The following is an 18131-nucleotide window of genomic DNA, read 5'->3' as shown; positions in this document are numbered from 1 at the left end:
GCCCGATGACCACCACCGTCAGCCGTGAGACCGCCGCCTTCGCCGGCGCGCTGGACGTGATCGCGCAGGTCGAGCCCCGGGTGGCGGCCGCCATCGGGCAGGAGCTCACCGACCAGCGCGAGAGCCTCAAGCTCATCGCCAGCGAGAACTACGCCAGCCCCGCCGTCCTGCTGGCGATGGGCAACTGGTTCAGCGACAAGTACGCCGAGGGCACGCCGGGGCGGCGGTTCTACGCCGCCTGCCAGAACGTCGACACCGTCGAGCGGCTGGCCGCCGAGCACGCCCGCGAGCTGTTCGGCGCCGACCACGCCTACGTCCAGCCGCACTCGGGCATCGACGCCAACCTGGTCGCCTTCTGGTCCATCCTGGCCCACCGGGTGGAGAGCCCGGCGCTGGCCGAGGCCGGCGTGAGGAACGTCGACGCGCTCAGCGAGGCCGACTGGGCGCAGCTGCGCCGGGCGCTCGGCGACCAGCGGATGCTGGGCATGTCGCTGGACGCCGGCGGCCACCTCACCCACGGGTTCCGGCCGAACATCTCCGGCAAGATGTTCTCCCAGTCCAGCTACGGCACCGACCCGGCGACCGGGCTGCTCGACTACGCGGCGCTGCGCGAGCGGGCCCGCGAGTTCCGGCCGCTGGTCCTGGTCGCGGGCTACTCCGCCTACCCGCGGCGGGTCGACTTCGCCGCGATGCGGGAGATCGCCGATGAGGTGGGCGCCACCCTGCTGGTGGACATGGCGCACTTCGCCGGTCTGGTGGCGGGCAAGGTGCTCACCGGGGACTTCGACCCGGTGCCGCACGCCGACGTCGTCACCACCACCACGCACAAGTCGCTGCGCGGCCCGCGCGGCGGGATGGTGCTGTGCACCGAGGAGTACGCCCCGGAGGTCGACCGGGGATGCCCGATGGTGCTCGGCGGTCCGCTGCCGCACGTGATGGCGGCCAAGGCGGTCGCGCTGGCCGAGGCCCGCCGTCCGGAGTTCGCCGGCTACGCCCAGCAGATCGTCGACAACGCCCAGGCGCTCGCCGACGGGCTGCTGCGCCGTGGCGCACGGCTGGTCACCGGCGGCACCGACAACCACCTGGTGCTGGTCGACGTCAGCAGCTTCGGGCTCACCGGCCGGCAGGCCGAGGCGGCACTGCTGGACGCCGGGCTGGTGACCAACCGCAACTCCGTGCCCGCCGACCCGAACGGTCCCTGGTACACCTCCGGCATCCGGCTCGGCACCCCGGCGCTGACCACCCGCGGCCTGCGCGAGGCCGAGCTCGCCGAGGTCGGGGAGCTGCTCGTCGACGTGCTGACCAGCACCCAGCCCGACGGCGACTCGAAGGTCCGCTACCGGCTCGACGCCGCGGTCGCCGAGCGGGTGCGGGCCCGGGCCGAGGAGCTGGTCGGCGCCCACCCGCTCTACCCGGAGGTCGACCTCTCCGGGCGCTGACCCGCGCTCGACCGGCCGGCGCCGCGGCGGCCGCCGAACCAGCCGAACAGCTCCTGGGCGCGGTGGGCGGCCAGGGTGCCGCCGGTGGCGAGCCGAAGAGGAGCGGTCCGATGTCCTGCCACCGGTCCCGGGTGGTCGCCTCGTCCGGTGCCGGTGCGGGAGGTTCCCCAGCGACCCGTGGGACGGATGAGCAGGACGAGCTGTCGAAGCCGCGTTTCATGCCCCGCCGACGCGGACATGAAACCCCCTTCGTGTCTACTTCTCCCCGAACGCCGATGACGACCCCCTGCCCACCGTGGCAGGACGGCGAGGGGAGCCCGACATGACGTACTGCCAGAAGCCTTCGATCTTCCAGCTGGGCAAGGTCCACGAGAACGGCCCGTCCGTGATCGTGTCGGGCTGGGGGCTGGGCATGTGCGCCTCGTCGTGCCGGTGCCACCGCAACCCCGACGACGGCCAGCTCGCCCTCGCCGAGGACCAGGCCGGCGGCAGCCTCGGGCTGCGCAGCTTCACCGCCACCGGCGACTGCGACTGCTGCGAGTCCTGGAGCTCCGCGGAGCTGTCCGCCATCCTGCGCGACGTCGCCGCCCTCGAGGCGCTCGAGGCCTCCGAGCCCGCCGCGGGCTGACCGCACCGACTCACGACGAGCCGTCCGCCGGGCAACCGGTGGGCGGCTCGTCGCGTGTCCGGCCCCGCACCCGGGGTAGTCCTCCGGCCATGTGGGCGCGAGCAGCAGCACGTGGAGCAGTGGCCGGCCTCGCCGGCGTCGCCGTGATGACCGCGGGGGAGAAGCTCGAGCAGCAGTTCACCCACCGTCCGGACTCCTACGTGCCGGGACGCACGCTGACCGCGCTGACCACCGGACGTCGGCTGCCGGGGTCCGCGCGCCCACCGGTGCGCAACCACCTCATGCACTGGGGCACCGGCGCCGTCGTCGGGGCGCTGCGGGGCATCTGGTCCGCCGCCGGGCTGCGCGGTCCCCGCGCCTCGGCCTGGCACACCGTGGTGCGGCTCGCGGTGGACCAGACGCTGGAGAACGTGACCGGCGTCGGCGCGCCGCCGTGGACCTGGTCCCGCCGCGACCAGGTCGTCGACGTCGCGCACAAGGCGGTCTACTCCTTCGCCACCGGCGCCGTGGCGGACCGGCTCATCCCCTCCGCCCGGGGCGGGAGTGGCCCACGGGGCCTGTGGGACTGAGGTCCGCTGCGGACCGATCGGTCCCGGCGCGCCGGAGCTCTTGACAACGGCACGATCTCCCTACCTTCCGTCTGACGCGCGCGGAGCCCGTCGCCCCTCCCCGGGCGCGACGCGCGCAGACGGAGGCCCCTCGTGACCCGATCGACCACGCGACGGTGGACGCGCGCCGCCGCCCTCGCGCTGACCGCCGGTGTCGCCGTCGTCCTCACCCCGACGACCAGCTCCGCCGCCCCGGCAACCGCCGAGCAGGCCCGGCAGGCCGTCGCCGACACCGGGCAGCAGCTCGAGCAGGTCGGCGAGGAGGTCAACCAGGCCGCGGCGTCCGCCGAGCAGCAGCAGGTGGCCGCGACCGCCGCCGCCGCAGCGGCCGCCCAGGCCCAGGTGCAGCTCGACGCCCTGGAGCCGGAGCTGCGGGCGATCGCGCAGACCGGGTACGTCGGCACCACCCGCGGCCGGCTGGCCGCCTTCCTCACCAGCGGCTCGGCCGACGACCTGATCCAGCAGATGAACACCCTCGACCAGCTGGCCTCGCACGCCGACGCGATCGTCGCGCAGGCGACCGCCGCGCGGACCGCCGCCGACGAGGCCCAGCGGTCCGCCGACGCCGCCGCTGTCGCCGCCACCGCGGCCGCGGCGGACCTGGAGTCGCAGAAGGCGCAGCTGAAGGACGAGCTGGCCGGCTACCAGGCCGACCTGTCCCGGCTGTCGGCCGCCGACCAGGTGCGGGTGCAGACCGTGCTGGCCGGCCCCGAGGTCACCGCCAGCCCGGCCCCCGCGCCGACCGCCGCCGCCGGGGCCGCGGTGCGGACCGCGCTGGCCCAGGTCGGGGACATGTACGGCGTCGGCGCCAGCGGCCCGGACACCTTCGACTGCTCCGGCCTGACGATGTACGCCTACGCCGCTGCCGGGATCACCCTGCCGCACTCCAGCCGTGCCCAGTCCACGATGGGCGTGGCGGTCTCCCGGGCCGAGCTGCAGCCCGGTGACCTGGTGTTCTTCTACTCCCCGGTCAGCCACGTCGGCCTCTACATCGGCAACGGCCAGATGGTGCACGCCAGCGTGACCGGCAAGCCGGTCGCCGTCACCAGCGTGGACAAGGGCGGCTACGTCGGCGCCCGCCGCGTCACGGGGTAGCCGGGAACTCTCCTGCCCCTCGCGCGGGATCAGGTCACCTGATCGTGCTTGCTCCTGGCTCACGGTGTGCGGTGAGCCAGGAGCACACATGATCAGGTGACCTGATCCCGGACGGCACGGGCTAGGCCGGGAGCTGCTGGGCGGCGCGGAACAGGCCGTCCGGGTCGCGGTCGCGGGTGACCCGACGCAGCCGCGCCAGGACCGAGGGGGTCCACGCCTCGGTGAGGTCCTGGCCGGCTGCGAAGCCGTACTGCAGACCGGAGCGCCACGGCGCCAGCGCGGCCACCGCAGCGCGGACGGCGGCCGGCACCTGCGCGGCGACCGGTGGGGCCAGCACGCCGACCGCGAACAGCGAGAAGGCGGCGTCCCGGCCGCTCACCGCGTCCGGCACCTCCGGGCGCACCGCCAGCGCGCCACCGAGCTGACGCAGCTCCACCGCCAGCAGCGGGGTCTCGACCCCCGGCCCGGCCACGGCGAGCAGCGCGTCGACCGCCGCGGCGGGCAGCCCGCCGAGCAGGCAGCCGGAATCGGCGGTCGGGGCTGGTTGCTCGGGGTCGAGGTGGACGGCACCGATCTCGGTGTACGGCCTCGGGCCGACGGTGTCGACCACCACCGGGGCCACCGCCCGCATCGGCGCGAGCAGGGCCGCGCCGTCGTCCGGCGATCCGGTCGAGGCGATCCGCAGGTGGACCAGGAACTGCCCGCGCAGCGGAGGGGGGAGGTCGGGCAGGTCCGGCAGCCGGAGCAGCGCGATCGAGGTGGTCACCTCGGTGGGCAGCGTGGGCGCCCAGGTCCGCCAGGCGTGCAGGACGGCGGCCGCGTGCGCGCCGGGGAAGAACACCGCACCGCCCCAGAAGCCGGGCAGCTCGACCAGGTCCGCGGTCAGCGCGGTGATCACGGCGACACCGCCACCGCCGCCCCGCAGGGCGAAGAAGAGGTCAGGCTCGCTGTCGGCGGCCACGTGCCGCTGCTCGCCGTCCGCGGTCACCACCTCGAAGCTGCGGACCCGGTCCGCGGCGAAGCCCAGCGCCCGGGCCAGCGGGCCCATGCCGCCCCCGGTGGCCATCCCGACCACGCCGACCGAGGGTGCGGCGCCGGCCACCAGCGCCAGCCCGTGCGGCGCGGCGGCGGCCACGACCTGGCCGCTGGTGACGCCGGCGCCGACGGTCACGGTGCGGCCGACGGGGTCCACCGCCACGCCGTCCAGCGCGCCGGTGCGCAGCAGCAGGGTGTCCGGGCCGACGGGGTGGCGGGCGCCGTGACCGGTGTTCTGCACCGTCACCGCGAGACCCTCGGCGGCGGCGTACCGGACGGCGGTGACGACGTCGTCGACCGTCTGCGCCTCCACGACGAGGGCGGGCGCGTGCACGACGGCGAGGTTGTACCCGGTCACCGCGGCCGGGTACCCCGGGTCGCCGGGGCGGTGCACGGTGCCGGTGAGCTGGTCGAGCGTGCTGGTCACGGAGGAGCCTCCTGGGTCGTCCCACTGCCGTCCCGCCGGGCACGGGTCCTGGGCGTTCCTAGCGGAGCGGACCTGCAGGTGAGGTGGTCGTCGTCGTCCGGAACGACCTCGCGGGCGCGACACGCGCCTCAACCGTGGAAGCGGCGACCCTCCGCGAGCATCTGGACGCAGGCAGCGATGCGGTTCGCCCGGGTCTGCGGGGTGGCGGCGGTGTGCACCCGCCACAGGACGGCGTACCGGCTCGTCCTGTCCAGCCCGGCGAAGAACGACTCCGCCGCGGGCTCGGCGGCCAGTGCGGCGACCAGGTCGTCGGGCACGGTGATCGTCGCGGGCCCCGCGTAGGCGCGGTCCCAGCGCCCGTCGGCCTGCGCGGCCTCCACCGCCGCCAGCCCGGCCGGTCGCATCCGCCCGTCGGCGATCAGCCGGGCCACCGTCTCCACGTTCTTCTGCGACCAGACGCTCCTGGGCCGCCGCGGGGTGTACCGGACGGTGAACCAGTCGTCGTCCACCCGGTTGCCGCGGCCGTCGATCCAGCCGTGGCACAGCGCCACCTCGACCGCCTCGGCCGCGGTGAGCGAGGGGATCCCCGCGGACTTCTTCGCGATCTTGACGAAGAGGCCGGGCGCTCGGTCGTGCTCGGTGGCCAGCCAGGCGTCGAAGTCGGCCGCGCTGGGGAACGCGCGCGTCTCGAAGGTCGTGTCGTCGGCCACGGCCCCATCGTGGTGACCGCGCCCGCCGCCGTCCAGCACCCGGCGGTTTGACCGCCGTCCCCCTCGGCTACGGCCCAGCGGACGGGCCGAGCAGCGGCGCCGCGACGACGGACGGGGACTCTCCATGGCGCAGTCACCGGGCCCCACCGCGCTGTGGCTGGTCCGCCACGGCGAGAGCATGGGCAACCTGGCCGATGCCCAGGCCCACGAGCAGGGCTCGGGCCGGCTCGAGCTCGACGTCCGGGACCCCGACGTCCCGCTGTCGCCCACCGGTGAGTCCCAGGCCGACGCGCTCGGCGCGTGGCTGGCGGGGCTGCCCGCCGGCGACCGGCCGACCACCGTGCTCAGCTCCCCGTTCGCCCGGGCGGCGGCCACGGCGCAGCGGGCGGTGGCGGCCAGCGGGGCGGAGCTGACCATCCGGTACGACGAACGGCTGCGGGAGCGGGACTTCGGCGCCTTCGACGGGATGACCCGGGAGGGGATCCGCGAGGAGTACCCCGACGAGGCGCGCCGCCGCGACCTGCTCGGCAAGTTCTACTACCGGCCGCCGGGCGGCGAGAGCTGGGCCGACGTCGCCCTGCGGGTGCGCAGCCTGCTGGCCACCGAGGCGCTGCGGCACGACGGCGAGCGGCTGCTGTGCGTCTCGCACCAGGCCGTGGTCATGGTCTTCCGGTACGTGCTGGAGGAGCTCACCGAGAGCCAGCTGCTGGAGATCGACCGGGGCGACCAGATCGCCAACACCTCGGTGACCCGCTACGAGGCGTCCGACGGGCGCTTCCGGCTCGTCACCTTCAACGGTGTCGAGCACCTCGACGACCACCCGGACGACGAGGCCCCCGTGACCGAGGAGAACGATGTCCCGTCCCCAGCCTGACGCCACCCTGGTCACCCCGCAGGTGCTGCGGGGCTGGCGGCTGCCCGAGCCGACCGGGGGCAAGGAGTCCCGCGGCTCGATCCTGGTCATCGGCGGCAGCACGGAGACCCTCGGCGCGGTGACCCTGGCCGCCGAGGCGGCACTGCGCTCCGGCGCGGGGAAGCTGCAGGTCGTCGTCCCGTCGAAGGTCGCCCCGCACGTGTCCATCGCGCTCCCCGAGGCGCTGGTCCGCGGCGTCCCGTCGACCGAGGCCGGTGCCATCCGCGCCGACTCGGCGGAGCTGCTGCTCGACCTGGCCCAGCGCGCCTCGGCCGTGCTCATCGGCCCCGGCATGGCCGACGAGCCGGAGACCCGGGGCCTGGTCGAGGCGCTGCTGCCGGAGCTGGAGGGGCCGGTCGCGCTCGACGCCCTCGGCCTGGCCGCCGTCACCGCCGACCCGCAGTGCCTGCACCACCTCGCCGGCCGCGTGGTGCTCACCCCCAACCCCACCGAGCTGGGGCTGACGCTGCACGTGGAGCCCGACGAGGTCGACGACGACCCGGCCGGTGCGGCCCGGCGGCTGGCCGAGCAGGCGCACGCCACCGTGGGCCTGGGCGGGGCGACGAGCTGGATCGCCGGTCCGGACGGCCGGCTGTGGGAGGACGAGAGCGGCGGCGCGGGGCTGGGCGTCTCCGGCTCCGGCGACGTGCGGGCCGGGGTGGTGGCCGGCCTGCTGGCCCGCGGGGCCGAGCCCGACCAGGCCGCGGTGTGGGCCTCCTACCTGCACGGCCGGGCAGGGGAGCGGCTGGCCGCCACGGTCGGCCGGCTCGGCTTCCTGGCCCGCGAGCTGCCTGCGCAGATCCCCCGGGTGCTGGCCGAGGTCGACCTCTGACCCCTGCGTCGGCCAGGCTGGCCCGGTGACCGGAGCAGCGGACCAGCGGACCAGCGACGTGTACGAGGCGACGCTGCAGCCGCGCCGCGGTGGCCGGCTGGCCCGGAGCGCCCGGTTCCTGGCCGCGTTCGCCGCCGAGCTCGCCTGGGGGCTGCTCCCGCAGCCCTCGCTCAGCGACGTGGTGGTGACCCGCCGCGCCGGCGGCGCCGAGGTGGTGCGGGTGCCGGCCGGGGACCCCAACGTGCCCGGGGAGATGCTCGCTCTGGTGCAGCGCCACCTCGCCGAGCTCACCCCGGCCGCCTTCCTCGCCGAGTGGGGTGCCGACGGCGGGGTGTGATCTGCTGCTCCCGAGCAGCGGGACCCGCCCGCGACCTCGGCGAGGAGTGCAGCAGCGTGGCTGACAGCTACATCGGAGAGCTCGACTTCGGCGCCCCGGAGATCGACGAGCAGGCGTTCGTGGCACCGACGGCGGTCGTCGTGGGCAAGGTGACGATGGGGCCGCGGTCGAGCATCTGGTACGGCGCGATCGCCCGTGCCGACGCCGAGGTCATCGAGATCGGCGCGGACTCCAACGTGCAGGACGGCTCGACCCTGCACAGCGACCCCGGCGCCCCGCTGGTCATCGGGCGTGGGGTCACCGTGGGCCACAACGTGGTGCTGCACGGCGCCCGGGTGGACGACGACGTGCTCATCGGGATGGGCAGCACCGTGCTCAACGGCGCGCACATCGGCTCCGGCTCGATCGTCGCCGCCGGGGCCGTGGTCATGCAGGGCGCGGAGGTCCCGCCGAACTCACTGGTCGCCGGGGTGCCGGCCAAGGTGCGCCGGGAGACCACCGAGGGCGACCGGGCCGCGATCCGGGCCAACGCGACCAGCTACACCGACCGCCTCGACGCCCACCGCGCGGTCCGCCGCGTGCAGCAGTAGCCCGTGCGGCAGGCTGGCCGGGTGAGCGACGAGGACCTGCGCCGGCTGGTCGGCTGGACCGTGGACGACGCGCCGCCGGAGGTCCGGGTCGGGCGGGCGCTGGGTGCGTTGCTGAAGGGCGTCTCGACCGTGGTCACGCTGGGCGCTGATGCGTCCACCGGCGCCCGACCCGCGACCTGGACGCTGCCCGCCGACCCAGCGGCCTACCTGGACCTGGGCGTCGTCCGGCTGCACTGGCCGGCTGACGCGCCCGCCGAGCAGGTGCAGGCCAGCCGCGAGGGCGTCTGGGCGACGTCCGGGCGCGCCGAGCGGCCGCCCCGGCGACTGCCGGTCCAGACGTGGCGGGTGGTCGCAGCGGTGCCGGGCAGCGGGTCACGCCGGCCGCGGCACGCCTCGGCGCCGTGGCGGCTGGACGTCACCGACGGGAGGGGCACCGGGCAGCTGACCGGTGCGTGGCTGGCGCTGGCCTGGATCGGCTCGCTGGCCGGCTGGCCCGAACCGGCGGGGACCGGGTCGGGCGGGTGAGCGCGGGGTCGTTCGAGGAGTTCGTGACCGACCGGTCGGCCGGGCTGCTGCGGACGGCGTACCTGCTGACCGGCGACCGGGTGGAGGCGCGCGATCTGCTGCAGGGCGCGCTGATCACCACCGAGCAGGCCTGGGGCCGGTTCGACGACCAGGACGCCGCCACCGCCTCCGCCCGGCGGCAGCTGGTGGCCGCGCACACCAGCTGGCGGCGGGTGTCCCGGGTGGGGGACCTGCTCGGGGACAGCCCGGTCCTGGCGAACGCCGTCGGCTTCCCCGGCTTCGCCCGGCGCCCCACCGACCCCGGCCCGCCGGACGAGGTGTCGACCGCGCTGGCGCGGCTCGCGCCCCAGCTGCGGGCCACCCTGGTGCTCCGGTACGGGACGGGGCTGTCGGTGGCCGACACCGCCGACGCGCTCGGCTCCCCGGTCGACACGGTCACCGGCGCCATCGCCCGCGGCCTCGACGCCCTCGGCACCGACGGTCCCCGGCTGGCCAGTAGCCTGGCCCTGCGGGCGGAGCAGGTCACCACCCCGGACGACGCCCTCCGCTGGGTCCGGGAGGGCGCCCGCGACCGGCGCAGCCACCGGCTCGGCCTGCTCGCCCTGGCCGCGGTGCTGGTCGCGATCGTCGTGCTGGTCGCGCTGAGCTTGTAGCGGCCCCGTTGCAGGGCCCCGCCGCGAGCGTGTGAGTGGTGGGGGGCAGCGGGGTCCTCTCAGTTGCGGACGGACTGCACCAGCGGGCAGACGAACGGGTCGCGCTCGCCCAGGCCCACCCGGTTCAGGTACCGGACGACCATCCGGTAGGACCCGACCAGCGACGTCTCGGTGTAGCTGATCCCGTGCTTCTCGCAGTGCGCGCGCACCATCGGCTGGACCTTGCGCAGGTTCGGCCGCGGCATGCTGGGGAACAGGTGGTGCTCGATCTGGTAGTTCAGCCCGCCCATCATGAAGTCGGTCAGCAGGCCACCCCGGATGTTGCGGGACATGAGGACCTGGCGGCGCAGGAAGTCGACCTTGGCGTTCTTCGGGACGACCGGCATGCCCTTGTGGTTGGGCGCGAAGGACCCACCCAGGAGCAGACCGAAGACCGCCTGCTGGACGACGATGAAGCCCACGGCCAGCAGCGGCGGCATGACCAGGAACACCGCGGCGACGAAGAGCCCGAGCCGCAGCGCGATGATGGCGACCTCGAGCCGGCGGTGCGGCATCGACTTGTCCCGGACCAGCGTGGCGATGCTGTTGGCGTGCAGCGCCGCGCCCTCGAAGCACAGCAGCGGGAAGAACGCCCAGCCCTGGTGGCGGGTGAACCAGCCACGCAGGCCGGTGGTCCGCTCGGCGGCGTCGTCCGGGGTGAAGGCGAGCACCTCCGACACGATGTCGGGGTCCTTGCCCATCTGGTTCGGGGCGTTGTGGTGCCGGTTGTGCTTCTGCATCCACCAGCCGTAGCCGATGCCGGCGAAGCCGCAGGACAGCACCCGCGCCGACCACTCGTTGACCCGGTGCGAGCCGAACGCCTGACGGTGCGCGGTGTCGTGTCCCAAGAAGCCGAACTGGGTGCAGACCAGCGAGAGCAGGACGGCGAGGGCCAGCTGCCACCACGAGTCCCCGACGGCGACGATGGCGACCCAGACGCCGGCGAACGCGGCGACGGTCAGCGCGATCGACACGACGTAGTACGGGCGGCGGCGGTTCAGCAGCCCGGCGTCCTTGACCTGCTGGGACAGCTCGGCGTAGACGCTGACCGACCGGTCACGGGCTCGCTCGGGACGGGGTCCGCGGGCGGGCGGAGGCGTGGAGCCCTCCAGGGTGGATGCGGTCATCTGCTCTCTCTGGCCGGCTCCGGGCTGCTCCGGGGCACGCCGGGTGGGGCCGGCGGGCCGGCGACGACGGGGACCGCGCTGCATCGGGATCGAGCACCGCGTGCGGCCGACGGTATGCGACGTGGCACCGGCCTGCCACGCGAGGCCCCCGGCGCGGACCCGCTCAGCCCGTCAGCAGCTCCCGGACCAGCGCGCCGACCTCGGCGGTCTCCACCAGGAAGCCGTCGTGGCCGTAGGGCGAGGTGATGAGCCGCAGCGGGACGCCGAGGCCCGCCGCCACCCGCTGCTGCTGCGCCGGTGGGTAGAGCCGGTCGGAGTCGATGCCGGCGACGACGGCCCGCGCGGTGACCCGGGACAGCGCCGCCTCCACGCCCCCTCGGCCGCGGCCGACGTCCCAGCTGTTCATCGCCTCGGTGAGCACGACGTAGCTGCCGGCGTCGAACCGTGCGGCCAGCTTGGCGGCGTGGTGGTCGAGGTAGGAGGCGACGGCGAACCGGCCGTCGTCCTGCACCGTCGTGCCGAACCGGGCGTCGAGCTCGAGGCCGCTGCGGTAGGTGAGGTGCGCGATCCGGCGGGCGACCCCGAGCCCGGTCACCGGTCCCGGTCCGGGGGCGTAGTCGCCGCCGGACCACGCCGGGTCGCTGCGCACGGCGGTCTGCTGGGTGGTCTGGGTGCCGATCTGGTCGGCGCTGGCCACCGCCCCCGAGGCCAGGAAGAACAACCCGGCGACCCGCTCGGGTCGGGAGACCGCCCACTCCAGCGCCCGCATCCCGCCCATCGAGCCGCCGAGCACCGCCTGCCAGGTGCCGATGCCCAGGGCGTCGGCCAGCGCCGCCTCGACCGCCACCTGGTCGGCGATGGTGACCTCGGGGAACCGAGAGCCCCACGGGGCGCCGTCCGGTGCGTTCGAGGAGGGCCCGGTCGTCCCCTGGCAGCCGCCGAGGACGTTGGCGCAGACGACGAACAGCCGGTCGGTGTCCAGCGGGGCGGCCGCACCGATCAGCGACGGCCACCAGCCGGCCGTCGCGTGCCCCGGCCCGGCCGGGCCGACGACGTGGCTGTCGCCGGTGAGCGCGTGCTCCACCAGCACCGCGTTGCCCGCGTCGGGCGCGAGCGTCCCCCACGTCTCGTAGGCGACCCGCACCGCCGGCAGCACGTCGCCGCGTTCGAGCTCGACCGGACCGGCGAGGTCGAGGAACTGCCGCATCCCGACCGGGTCGCCCTCGACCCAGCCGCCGGTCCGGGCCCCGGAGACGGACGGTGCCGCCCCCCGGGACCCGGACAACGTCAGGACCCCTTGGCGGCCCGGAACCCGGACTCAAGGTCGGCCAGGATGTCCTCGATCCCCTCCAGGCCCACCGCCAGCCGGACCAGGCCGGGGGTGACGCCGGTGGTCCGCTGCTCGTCGGCGGTCAGCTGCGAGTGCGTGGTGGACGCCGGGTGGATGACCAGGCTGCGCACGTCACCGATGTTGGCCACGTGGCTGTGCAGCTCCAGCCCCTCGACGAAGCGCTTGCCGGCCTCGATGCCGCCGCGGATCTCGAAGGCCAGCACCGCACCGGCGCCCTTCGGGGCGTACTTCAGCTGCGCGGCGTGCCAGGGCGAGGACGCCAGGCCGGCGTAGTGCACCGACTCGACCTCGTCGCGGGACTCCAGCCACTCGGCGACCCGCTGGGTGTTGGCCACGTGCCGCTCCATGCGCAGCGACAGCGTCTCGATGCCCTGCACGATGAGCCAGGCGTTGAACGGGGAGATCGCCGGGCCGAGGTCGCGGAGCAGCTGCACCCGGGCCTTGAGCGCGTACGCCGGCGCACCGAGGTCGGCGTAGACGACGCCGTGGTAGGTCGGGTCGGGAGTGGTGAAGCCGGGGAACTTCCCGCCGGTCCAGGCGAAGTTGCCGGAGTCGACGATGAGCCCGGCGATCGCGGTGCCGTGCCCCCCGAGGTACTTGGTGGCGGAGTGGACGACGATGTCGGCGCCGTGCTCGATCGGCCGGATCAGGAACGGCGTGGCGATCGTGTTGTCCACGATCAGCGGGACGCCGTTGCGGTGCGCGACCTCCGACACCGCCGAGATGTCCAGGACGTCGCCCTTGGGGTTGCCGATGGTCTCGGCGTAGAAGGCCTTGGTGTTCTCCTGCACCAGGGACTGCCAGTTCTCCGGGTCGTCGGGGTCCTCGACGAAGGAGACCTGGACGCCCAGCTTGGGCAGCGAGTGGTGCAGCAGGTTGTAGGTGCCGCCGTACAGCGAGGCCGAGGCGACGACGTGGCTGCCGGCCTCGGCGATGTTCAGGATCGCCAGGGTCTCGGCGGCCTGGCCGCTGGCCACCGCGAGCGCCGCGACGCCACCCTCGAGCGAGGCCACCCGCTGCTCGAGCGCGTCCTGCGTCGGGTTCATGATCCGGGTGTAGATGTTGCCCATCTCGGCCAGCGCGAACAGGTCCGCGGCGTGCTGGCTGTCCCGGAACTGGTAGCTGGTGGTGGCGTAGATCGGCAGCGCCCGGGCGCCGGTGGTCGGGTCGGGAGCGGCTCCGGCGTGGATCTGCCGGGTCTCGAAGCTCCAGCCGCTGGGTTCGGTCATGCGCTGAGCACCTCCTGGGTCGCCGGAGCACCCACAGCGCGGAGGGCTCCGTCCTTGCCGGGCGGCGGGTGCTGTCCGGCCAGCTCTTCCCCTGGAGCACCTCAGACGGAGTTGAGGTTGCCGGGCAGCCAGCCAGGTGCTTGTCGCTGCCTCTCGTGAGCCACGCCCATCCTAGGACGTCGCCCGGTCGGACGCGGGCCGGGCCCCCGGCAGCAGCGCGGTGAGCAGGTCGTCCAGCGACAGGTGGACCACCGCTCGCTCGTCGGCGGAGCGATTTTGTGACGGTGGGGACACGTAACGTCATCTTCATGACCTGGGCGGACTGGCTGCACTGGGCCGTGACGGCCGTGCTGAGCGCGTCCAACATCGGCACCTGGCTGCAGCTCAGGGAGAAGCGTCGTACCCGTCGCGACGACAGCGCCGCTCGATCGCTCAAGGACGCGCAGTCGGCGCTGCTCCGGCTGCGACGGCTGTACCAGCGGAAGCGGCGCACCGGTCGCCTGCAGCGCCGGGTGCGGGACGACGCGCTGGAGGACCAGGTGATGGCCCTGGACGAGGCCATCGCCCAGTCGCTGCACGGCGAGGCCCTGCGGCCGCTGGCTGCTGCCTACCAGGACGTCGGCGGGTCCTACGCCGCGAAGGACCCCGACGTGAACGTCGAGGAGGAGGCGGCGGCCTTCCAGGCCCTCGCCGATGAGATCGAGCGCTGCCTGCGGCAGGCCTACGGGTGACCCCCTACCGGGTCACCTCGGCGGCCGACTTCTGCGTGACCCGGTGCGGGACCCCTCGGCGCTCTGCCGACTCGCACACCCGCGCCCAGAACAGCTGGGGGGCGCCCACGAGGACGAGGTGACCCCCGTGGCGTTCGGCGAGCACCTGCCGGACCAGTTCGTCGGCGAAGGAGGCCGAGCCGGTGGCCAGGTCGTCGCAGAACACGATGACGTCAGCGTGCCGGAGGTCGCGGGGGACGGCCTGCTCGTCCAGGAGGTCGACCGCGGCCTCCCGTGTCCCCACCAGTCGAGGGAGTCTCAGCACGAACACCCGGCTCCTCAACCCCCGCACTCTGTCCTCGCTCGGAGGACGTCGGCCTGGTCCCGAGGACCTCGCCCTCGTCCCGGGACCAGCGATCGCGTCGGACCACGCCCGCTGATCCCATCACGCCGGTCAGCACCTCGCCCACCCAGGGGCCGGTACGTCACCCCAGGGGGACGGCGTGTCGTAGTGGTATGACACCTTGCAGGTGCGTGCCCGTGATGCCCTGCGGCCACACATGCGTCTCCTCCGAGGTGTCCGGGGCCAGGAGCGAGGAGCGTCCCGAGGTCAGGTGCAGGTGTCCCCCTAGGCGGGACAGCTCGCGGACCATGTCCGAGAGCCCGACGCCCCGCCCGGGGTCGTCGTGCTCGGAGATGCCCGGCCGGATGGCCATCCGGAGCGCGTCCGCGTCGGTCCGGGCCCCCTTGCGGCTCAGTGATCGCAGGAGTCCGATGCCCGAGTCGGACACCGCGAAGCTCAACCGCCGGCCGTTGTGGGTGATCTGGGCCGCCAGGAAGCCGCCGTCCCGCCGTGCGTGGTCGACGACGTTGATGCCCGCCTCGCACAGGCCGTTGTGCAGGGCGTTCGCCGCCTCGGCGTCGTACGGGGCGATCAGTGCGTGGACCATCTGCGCCAACGCGCCCGCGCCCCGGTGGCCGTCGAACCTGGTCAGCTCCAGCAGCACGTTGCCCAGGGGCCGAGCCCGTACGTGGGGGAGGTCCACCTCGGCACCGAGGGCCGTGAGCGTCTCGTCCAGCCGCATCCGGGCCAGGTACCGGGCCACGCTGGCGTCCTCGGGGCGCTGGACCAGCACCCGGTGACCGGCTCGGAGCTGCTCCTCGGCGAAGGTCGCCAGCGCGGTCAACCCGACGGGTTCGGCGAAGGTGAGTGCCCTGAGGTCGATCCGGGTCCAGTGGTCGCTGGTCCGTGGCCGCAGGCACCGGTGCAGCGTGGACTCCCCGCAGCGGCCCTCGGTGACGAGATCAGGCACGTGGAGCGCGGCTGACGTCTGAGCAGGCCGGGCAACGGCCGGCAGGGAACCGCTCCTCGACGCCTGTGCCGGCGAGCAGGTCCACGGTCGATTGTGTACCGCAATGCCGGTCGGGCTGCCGGGTCGGGCCGAGGGGTCAGCCGGCCAGTGCGGCGATCGCCTCGCGGATCTCCCCGATCGTCAGCGCGGTCGTCGCGTCGCCGACCGGGAGCTCGACCCGCTGCACACCCGGGTCGGCCGTCGGGGCGGCGCGCTCCCAGGTCCACAGCCCGCCCGCGGCCAGCGTGCGGGCCGCCGCGGTGAACCGGGCGGCGTCGGTGCGGAGCAGCAGGTGCAGCATCGGGGTCTGCGGCGGGTCCGGGACGACGGTGACGCCGGGGAGGTCCGCCACGGCGGCGGCAACCGCGCGGGCCTGCTCCAGGTAGCCGGGGAACAGCGGCAGCCGGCGGCGCAGGCAGGTCAGCGCGGACGCCGCACCTGGCCACAGCCCGAACAGCGTGCCGCCCAGCCGGCGCCGCCACTCGCGCGCCTCGGCGACGACCTCGGCCGACCCGGCCAGTGCGCTGCCGGCCAGCGCGCCGATGCCCTTGTAGAAGCTGACGTAGGTGGTGTCGAACAGCGCGGCGATCTCGGCCGGCGGACGCCCGTAGCCGGCGGCGGCCTCCCACAGCCGTGCGCCGTCCAGGTGGGCGGCGGCGCCGCGCTCACGGGCCCAGGTCGCCTGGGCGACCAGGTCGTCCCACGGCGGCAGCTGCCCGCCCAGGTCCCGCTGCGGCAGCTCGACCAGCAGCGCCGCCGGGTGCTCGGCGACGGCGTCGAGGTCGGTCCGGAGCAGCAGCCGGTCGCGGTCGCCGGCCGGGCGACCGACCAGGCCCTGCAACCGCTCCAGCGCCCGCCCCTCGTGCACCTCGAGGTGGCACTGCGGGTGGTAGACCACCGCGCGCCGTCCCCGGTGCTCGGCGTGCACCCGCAGCGCTGCCTGCTGGGCCATGATCCCGCTGGGCAGGTAGACCGCCGCCGGCTGCCCGAGGACGTCGGCGACCTCCTCCTCGAGCTCGGTGACCACCCCGCCGTCGCCGTAGCGGTCCACCGCGGTGTCCGGCGGGACGGTCGCGAGCAGGTCGGCGGCGGTCTGCGGGCCGTGCCCGGCCAGGGCCCGGTCGCAGGACTGGCGCAACGCAGCGAGGTCGTCCACGGGCCCAGCCTGCCTGCCGCCCCCGGAGCGGCACCAGGCAGGCTCTCGGCGTGCGCGCGCTGGTGTTCGAGGAGTTCGGCGGTCCCCTGACGGTCCGCTCGGTACCGGAGCCGGGCCCCGCCCCGGACGGCGTGGTCGTCCAGGTGGGCGCCAGCGGCATCTGCCGCAGCGACTGGCACGGCTGGTCCGGCCACGACCCCGACGTCGTCCTGCCGCACGTCCCCGGGCACGAGCTGGCCGGCACCGTCGCCGCGGTCGGGGACCGGGTGCGGAACTGGTCGGTCGGCGACCGGGTGACCGTGCCGTTCGTCTGCGCGTGCGGTCACTGCCCGCCGTGCCGGGAGGGTGCCGGCCAGGTGTGCCTCCACCAGACCCAGCCGGGCTTCACCCACTGGGGGTCGCTCGCGGAGCACGTCGCAGTGGACGCCGCCGACGTGAACCTGGTCGCGCTGCCCGACGGGATGCCGTTCGCCACCGCCGCCGGCCTGGGCTGCCGGTTCGCGACCGCGTTCCGCGCGGTCACCGGCGTCGGGCGGGTGGCCCCGGGGGAGTGGGTCGCCGTGCACGGCTGCGGCGGGGTGGGGTTGTCCGCCGTCCAGGTCGCGGTCGCGGCCGGCGCCCGGGTGGTGGCCGTCGACGTGTCACCGGGAGCGCTGGAGCTGGCCGCCGCGTGCGGCGCGGAGCACCTCGTCGACGGAACGGCGGACGACGTCCCGGCCGCGGTCGCCGAGCTCACCGGCGGGGGCGCGCACGTCTCCCTGGACGCCCTCGGCGCGGCCGTGACCTGCGTCAACTCCATCCGCAGCCTGCGCCGGCGCGGCCGGCACGTGCAGGTGGGGCTGCTGCCACCCGCGGTGGGCCGCCCGGAGGTGCCGATGGAGGTCGTCATCGCCGGCGAGCTGGCGGTGCTGGGCAGCCACGGCATGGCCGCCGCCGACTACCCGGCGATGCTCTCGCTGATCGAGGCCGGGCGGCTGCACCCCGAGCTGCTGGTGACCCGCCGGCTGGGGCTGGACGACGCCGGTGCAGCGCTGGCCGCGGTCGGCCGGGAGCCGGGGATCGCCGTCGTCACCTCGTTCTGAGCCGAGCTCAGCTGGTCGGCGCGCTCGAGGTGCCCGACGGCTGCCTGGTCGCCGACGGTTCCGCGCTGGACGAGGGGGCGCGGCTGCTCGCCGGGGCGCCGCTGTTCACCGGAGCGCGGGAGGAGGACGGCGCGCTGGTCGAGCTCGGCGCCCGGGTGGTCGTCGCCGGCGCGGAGGTCTCCTCGTCCTCCGCCGGGGCGGTCGGGGTGGCGCTGGTGCGGCTCGGGCGGGTGGTCGTCGTGGCCGGTGTGGTGGCGGCCGGCGCCGAGGTCGTGGCCGGGGCGGTCGGGGTG

The 18131-nt window shown here is 75.1% G+C and carries 22 protein-coding genes and 1 riboswitch; of the genes, 13 read left to right on the top strand and 9 right to left on the bottom strand.

Features of this window, described 5'->3' with window-relative positions:
• Positions 1–5: 5 nt before the first annotated feature.
• From FHL79_RS08315 to FHL79_RS08295, 4 genes are all read left to right on the top strand, one after another.
• Positions 6–1439: a glycine hydroxymethyltransferase gene (locus FHL79_RS08315; protein WP_138758142.1), complete on the top strand. Its 1434-nt coding sequence runs from the start codon at positions 6–8 to the stop codon at positions 1437–1439.
• 322 nt (positions 1440–1761) lie between these two features.
• Positions 1762–2067 (top strand): hypothetical protein, encoded by a 306-nt coding sequence (locus FHL79_RS08305; RefSeq protein WP_026847734.1) that lies wholly within the window; start codon positions 1762–1764, stop codon positions 2065–2067.
• A gap of 119 nt (positions 2068–2186) precedes the next feature.
• Positions 2187–2636 (top strand): hypothetical protein, encoded by a 450-nt coding sequence (locus FHL79_RS08300; protein WP_246080516.1) that lies wholly within the window; start codon positions 2187–2189, stop codon positions 2634–2636.
• A gap of 132 nt (positions 2637–2768) precedes the next feature.
• Positions 2769–3770 carry a C40 family peptidase gene (locus FHL79_RS08295; RefSeq protein WP_138758140.1) on the top strand — a complete coding sequence of 334 codons (1002 nt, stop codon included), beginning with the start codon at positions 2769–2771 and terminating at the stop codon, positions 3768–3770.
• A 121-nt stretch (positions 3771–3891) separates the two neighbouring features.
• Here FHL79_RS08295 and FHL79_RS08290 read toward each other — a convergent pair whose 3' ends face one another.
• Both FHL79_RS08290 and FHL79_RS08285 read right to left on the bottom strand, forming a co-directional pair.
• Positions 3892–5232 (bottom strand): FAD-binding oxidoreductase, encoded by a 1341-nt coding sequence (locus FHL79_RS08290; RefSeq protein ID WP_138758139.1) that lies wholly within the window; start codon positions 5230–5232, stop codon positions 3892–3894.
• 128 nt (positions 5233–5360) lie between these two features.
• Positions 5361–5942 carry a YdeI/OmpD-associated family protein gene (locus FHL79_RS08285; RefSeq protein WP_138758138.1) on the bottom strand — a complete coding sequence of 194 codons (582 nt, stop codon included), beginning with the start codon at positions 5940–5942 and terminating at the stop codon, positions 5361–5363.
• A gap of 124 nt (positions 5943–6066) precedes the next feature.
• Here FHL79_RS08285 and FHL79_RS08280 point away from each other — a divergent pair, with 124 nt between their 5' ends.
• From FHL79_RS08280 to FHL79_RS08255, 6 genes are read left to right on the top strand one after another with little or no spacing between them, the layout of a single operon-like run.
• Positions 6067–6816 (top strand): histidine phosphatase family protein, encoded by a 750-nt coding sequence (locus FHL79_RS08280; RefSeq protein WP_138758137.1) that lies wholly within the window; start codon positions 6067–6069, stop codon positions 6814–6816.
• Positions 6797–7687, top strand: a complete 891-nt coding sequence (locus tag FHL79_RS08275) for an NAD(P)H-hydrate dehydratase (protein ID WP_138758136.1) — start codon at positions 6797–6799, stop codon at positions 7685–7687. The genes FHL79_RS08280 and FHL79_RS08275 overlap by 20 nt, the downstream gene beginning before the upstream one ends.
• Positions 7688–7712: 25 nt before the next feature.
• Entirely contained in the window at positions 7713–8024 is a 312-nt protein-coding gene (locus tag FHL79_RS08270; RefSeq protein ID WP_138758135.1) for a hypothetical protein, read from the top strand.
• A 56-nt stretch (positions 8025–8080) separates the two neighbouring features.
• Positions 8081–8614 (top strand): gamma carbonic anhydrase family protein, encoded by a 534-nt coding sequence (locus tag FHL79_RS08265; RefSeq protein WP_138758134.1) that lies wholly within the window; start codon positions 8081–8083, stop codon positions 8612–8614.
• 21 nt (positions 8615–8635) lie between these two features.
• The gene (locus tag FHL79_RS08260) at positions 8636–9139 is read left to right on the top strand and encodes a hypothetical protein (protein WP_138758133.1); all 504 of its coding nucleotides are present in this window, start codon (positions 8636–8638) and stop codon (positions 9137–9139) included.
• On the top strand, positions 9136–9792 hold the full coding sequence (locus tag FHL79_RS08255) for a sigma factor-like helix-turn-helix DNA-binding protein (RefSeq protein WP_138758132.1): 657 nt from the start codon (positions 9136–9138) through the stop codon (positions 9790–9792). Before FHL79_RS08260 ends, FHL79_RS08255 begins: the two co-directional genes overlap by 4 nt.
• A 59-nt stretch (positions 9793–9851) precedes the next feature.
• Here the strand turns inward: FHL79_RS08255 and FHL79_RS08250 are convergent, their stop codons facing one another.
• The 4 genes from FHL79_RS08250 to FHL79_RS26130 form a co-directional block, all read right to left on the bottom strand.
• Positions 9852–10958 (bottom strand): fatty acid desaturase family protein, encoded by a 1107-nt coding sequence (locus FHL79_RS08250; RefSeq protein WP_218938379.1) that lies wholly within the window; start codon positions 10956–10958, stop codon positions 9852–9854.
• Positions 10959–11121: 163 nt separating this feature from the next.
• Positions 11122–12243, bottom strand: coding sequence for a homoserine O-acetyltransferase MetX (metX, locus tag FHL79_RS08245; protein WP_138758131.1), 1122 nt, complete (start codon positions 12241–12243; stop codon positions 11122–11124).
• A 2-nt stretch (positions 12244–12245) separates the two neighbouring features.
• Entirely contained in the window at positions 12246–13538 is a 1293-nt protein-coding gene (locus tag FHL79_RS08240) for a bifunctional o-acetylhomoserine/o-acetylserine sulfhydrylase (protein ID WP_138758130.1), read from the bottom strand.
• A gap of 45 nt (positions 13539–13583) precedes the next feature.
• A riboswitch (SAM riboswitch) is annotated at positions 13584–13699 on the bottom strand.
• A 10-nt stretch (positions 13700–13709) separates the two neighbouring features.
• Entirely contained in the window at positions 13710–13832 is a 123-nt protein-coding gene (locus FHL79_RS26130; protein WP_281283861.1) for a hypothetical protein, read from the bottom strand.
• Positions 13833–13846: 14 nt separating this feature from the next.
• Between FHL79_RS26130 and FHL79_RS08235 the strand changes: the two genes are divergently transcribed.
• The gene (locus FHL79_RS08235) at positions 13847–14269 is read left to right on the top strand and encodes a hypothetical protein (RefSeq protein WP_138758129.1); all 423 of its coding nucleotides are present in this window, start codon (positions 13847–13849) and stop codon (positions 14267–14269) included.
• A gap of 4 nt (positions 14270–14273) precedes the next feature.
• On the opposite strand, the gene FHL79_RS08230 is transcribed toward FHL79_RS08235, so the two are convergent.
• The 3 genes from FHL79_RS08230 to FHL79_RS08220 form a co-directional block, all read right to left on the bottom strand.
• Positions 14274–14552 carry a hypothetical protein gene (locus FHL79_RS08230; RefSeq protein ID WP_138758128.1) on the bottom strand — a complete coding sequence of 93 codons (279 nt, stop codon included), beginning with the start codon at positions 14550–14552 and terminating at the stop codon, positions 14274–14276.
• 181 nt (positions 14553–14733) lie between these two features.
• The gene (locus tag FHL79_RS08225; RefSeq protein ID WP_138758127.1) at positions 14734–15561 is read right to left on the bottom strand and encodes an ATP-binding protein; all 828 of its coding nucleotides are present in this window, start codon (positions 15559–15561) and stop codon (positions 14734–14736) included.
• A gap of 136 nt (positions 15562–15697) precedes the next feature.
• Positions 15698–16756, bottom strand: coding sequence for a threonine aldolase family protein (locus FHL79_RS08220; RefSeq protein WP_138758126.1), 1059 nt, complete (start codon positions 16754–16756; stop codon positions 15698–15700).
• 50 nt (positions 16757–16806) lie between these two features.
• Between FHL79_RS08220 and FHL79_RS08215 the strand changes: the two genes are divergently transcribed.
• Both FHL79_RS08215 and FHL79_RS25045 read left to right on the top strand, forming a co-directional pair.
• Positions 16807–17838, top strand: a complete 1032-nt coding sequence (locus tag FHL79_RS08215) for a zinc-binding dehydrogenase (protein ID WP_138758125.1) — start codon at positions 16807–16809, stop codon at positions 17836–17838.
• 29 nt (positions 17839–17867) lie between these two features.
• The coding region (locus FHL79_RS25045) for a hypothetical protein (protein ID WP_171058076.1) at positions 17868–18131 on the top strand (264 nt) is incomplete at its 3' end.

This window comes from Modestobacter altitudinis, assembly GCF_005930475.1.
Taxonomy (GTDB): domain Bacteria; phylum Actinomycetota; class Actinomycetes; order Mycobacteriales; family Geodermatophilaceae; genus Modestobacter; species Modestobacter altitudinis.
The sequence above is the reverse complement of the archived record's forward strand: the minus strand, read 5'-3'. Positions and strand labels throughout refer to the sequence as shown.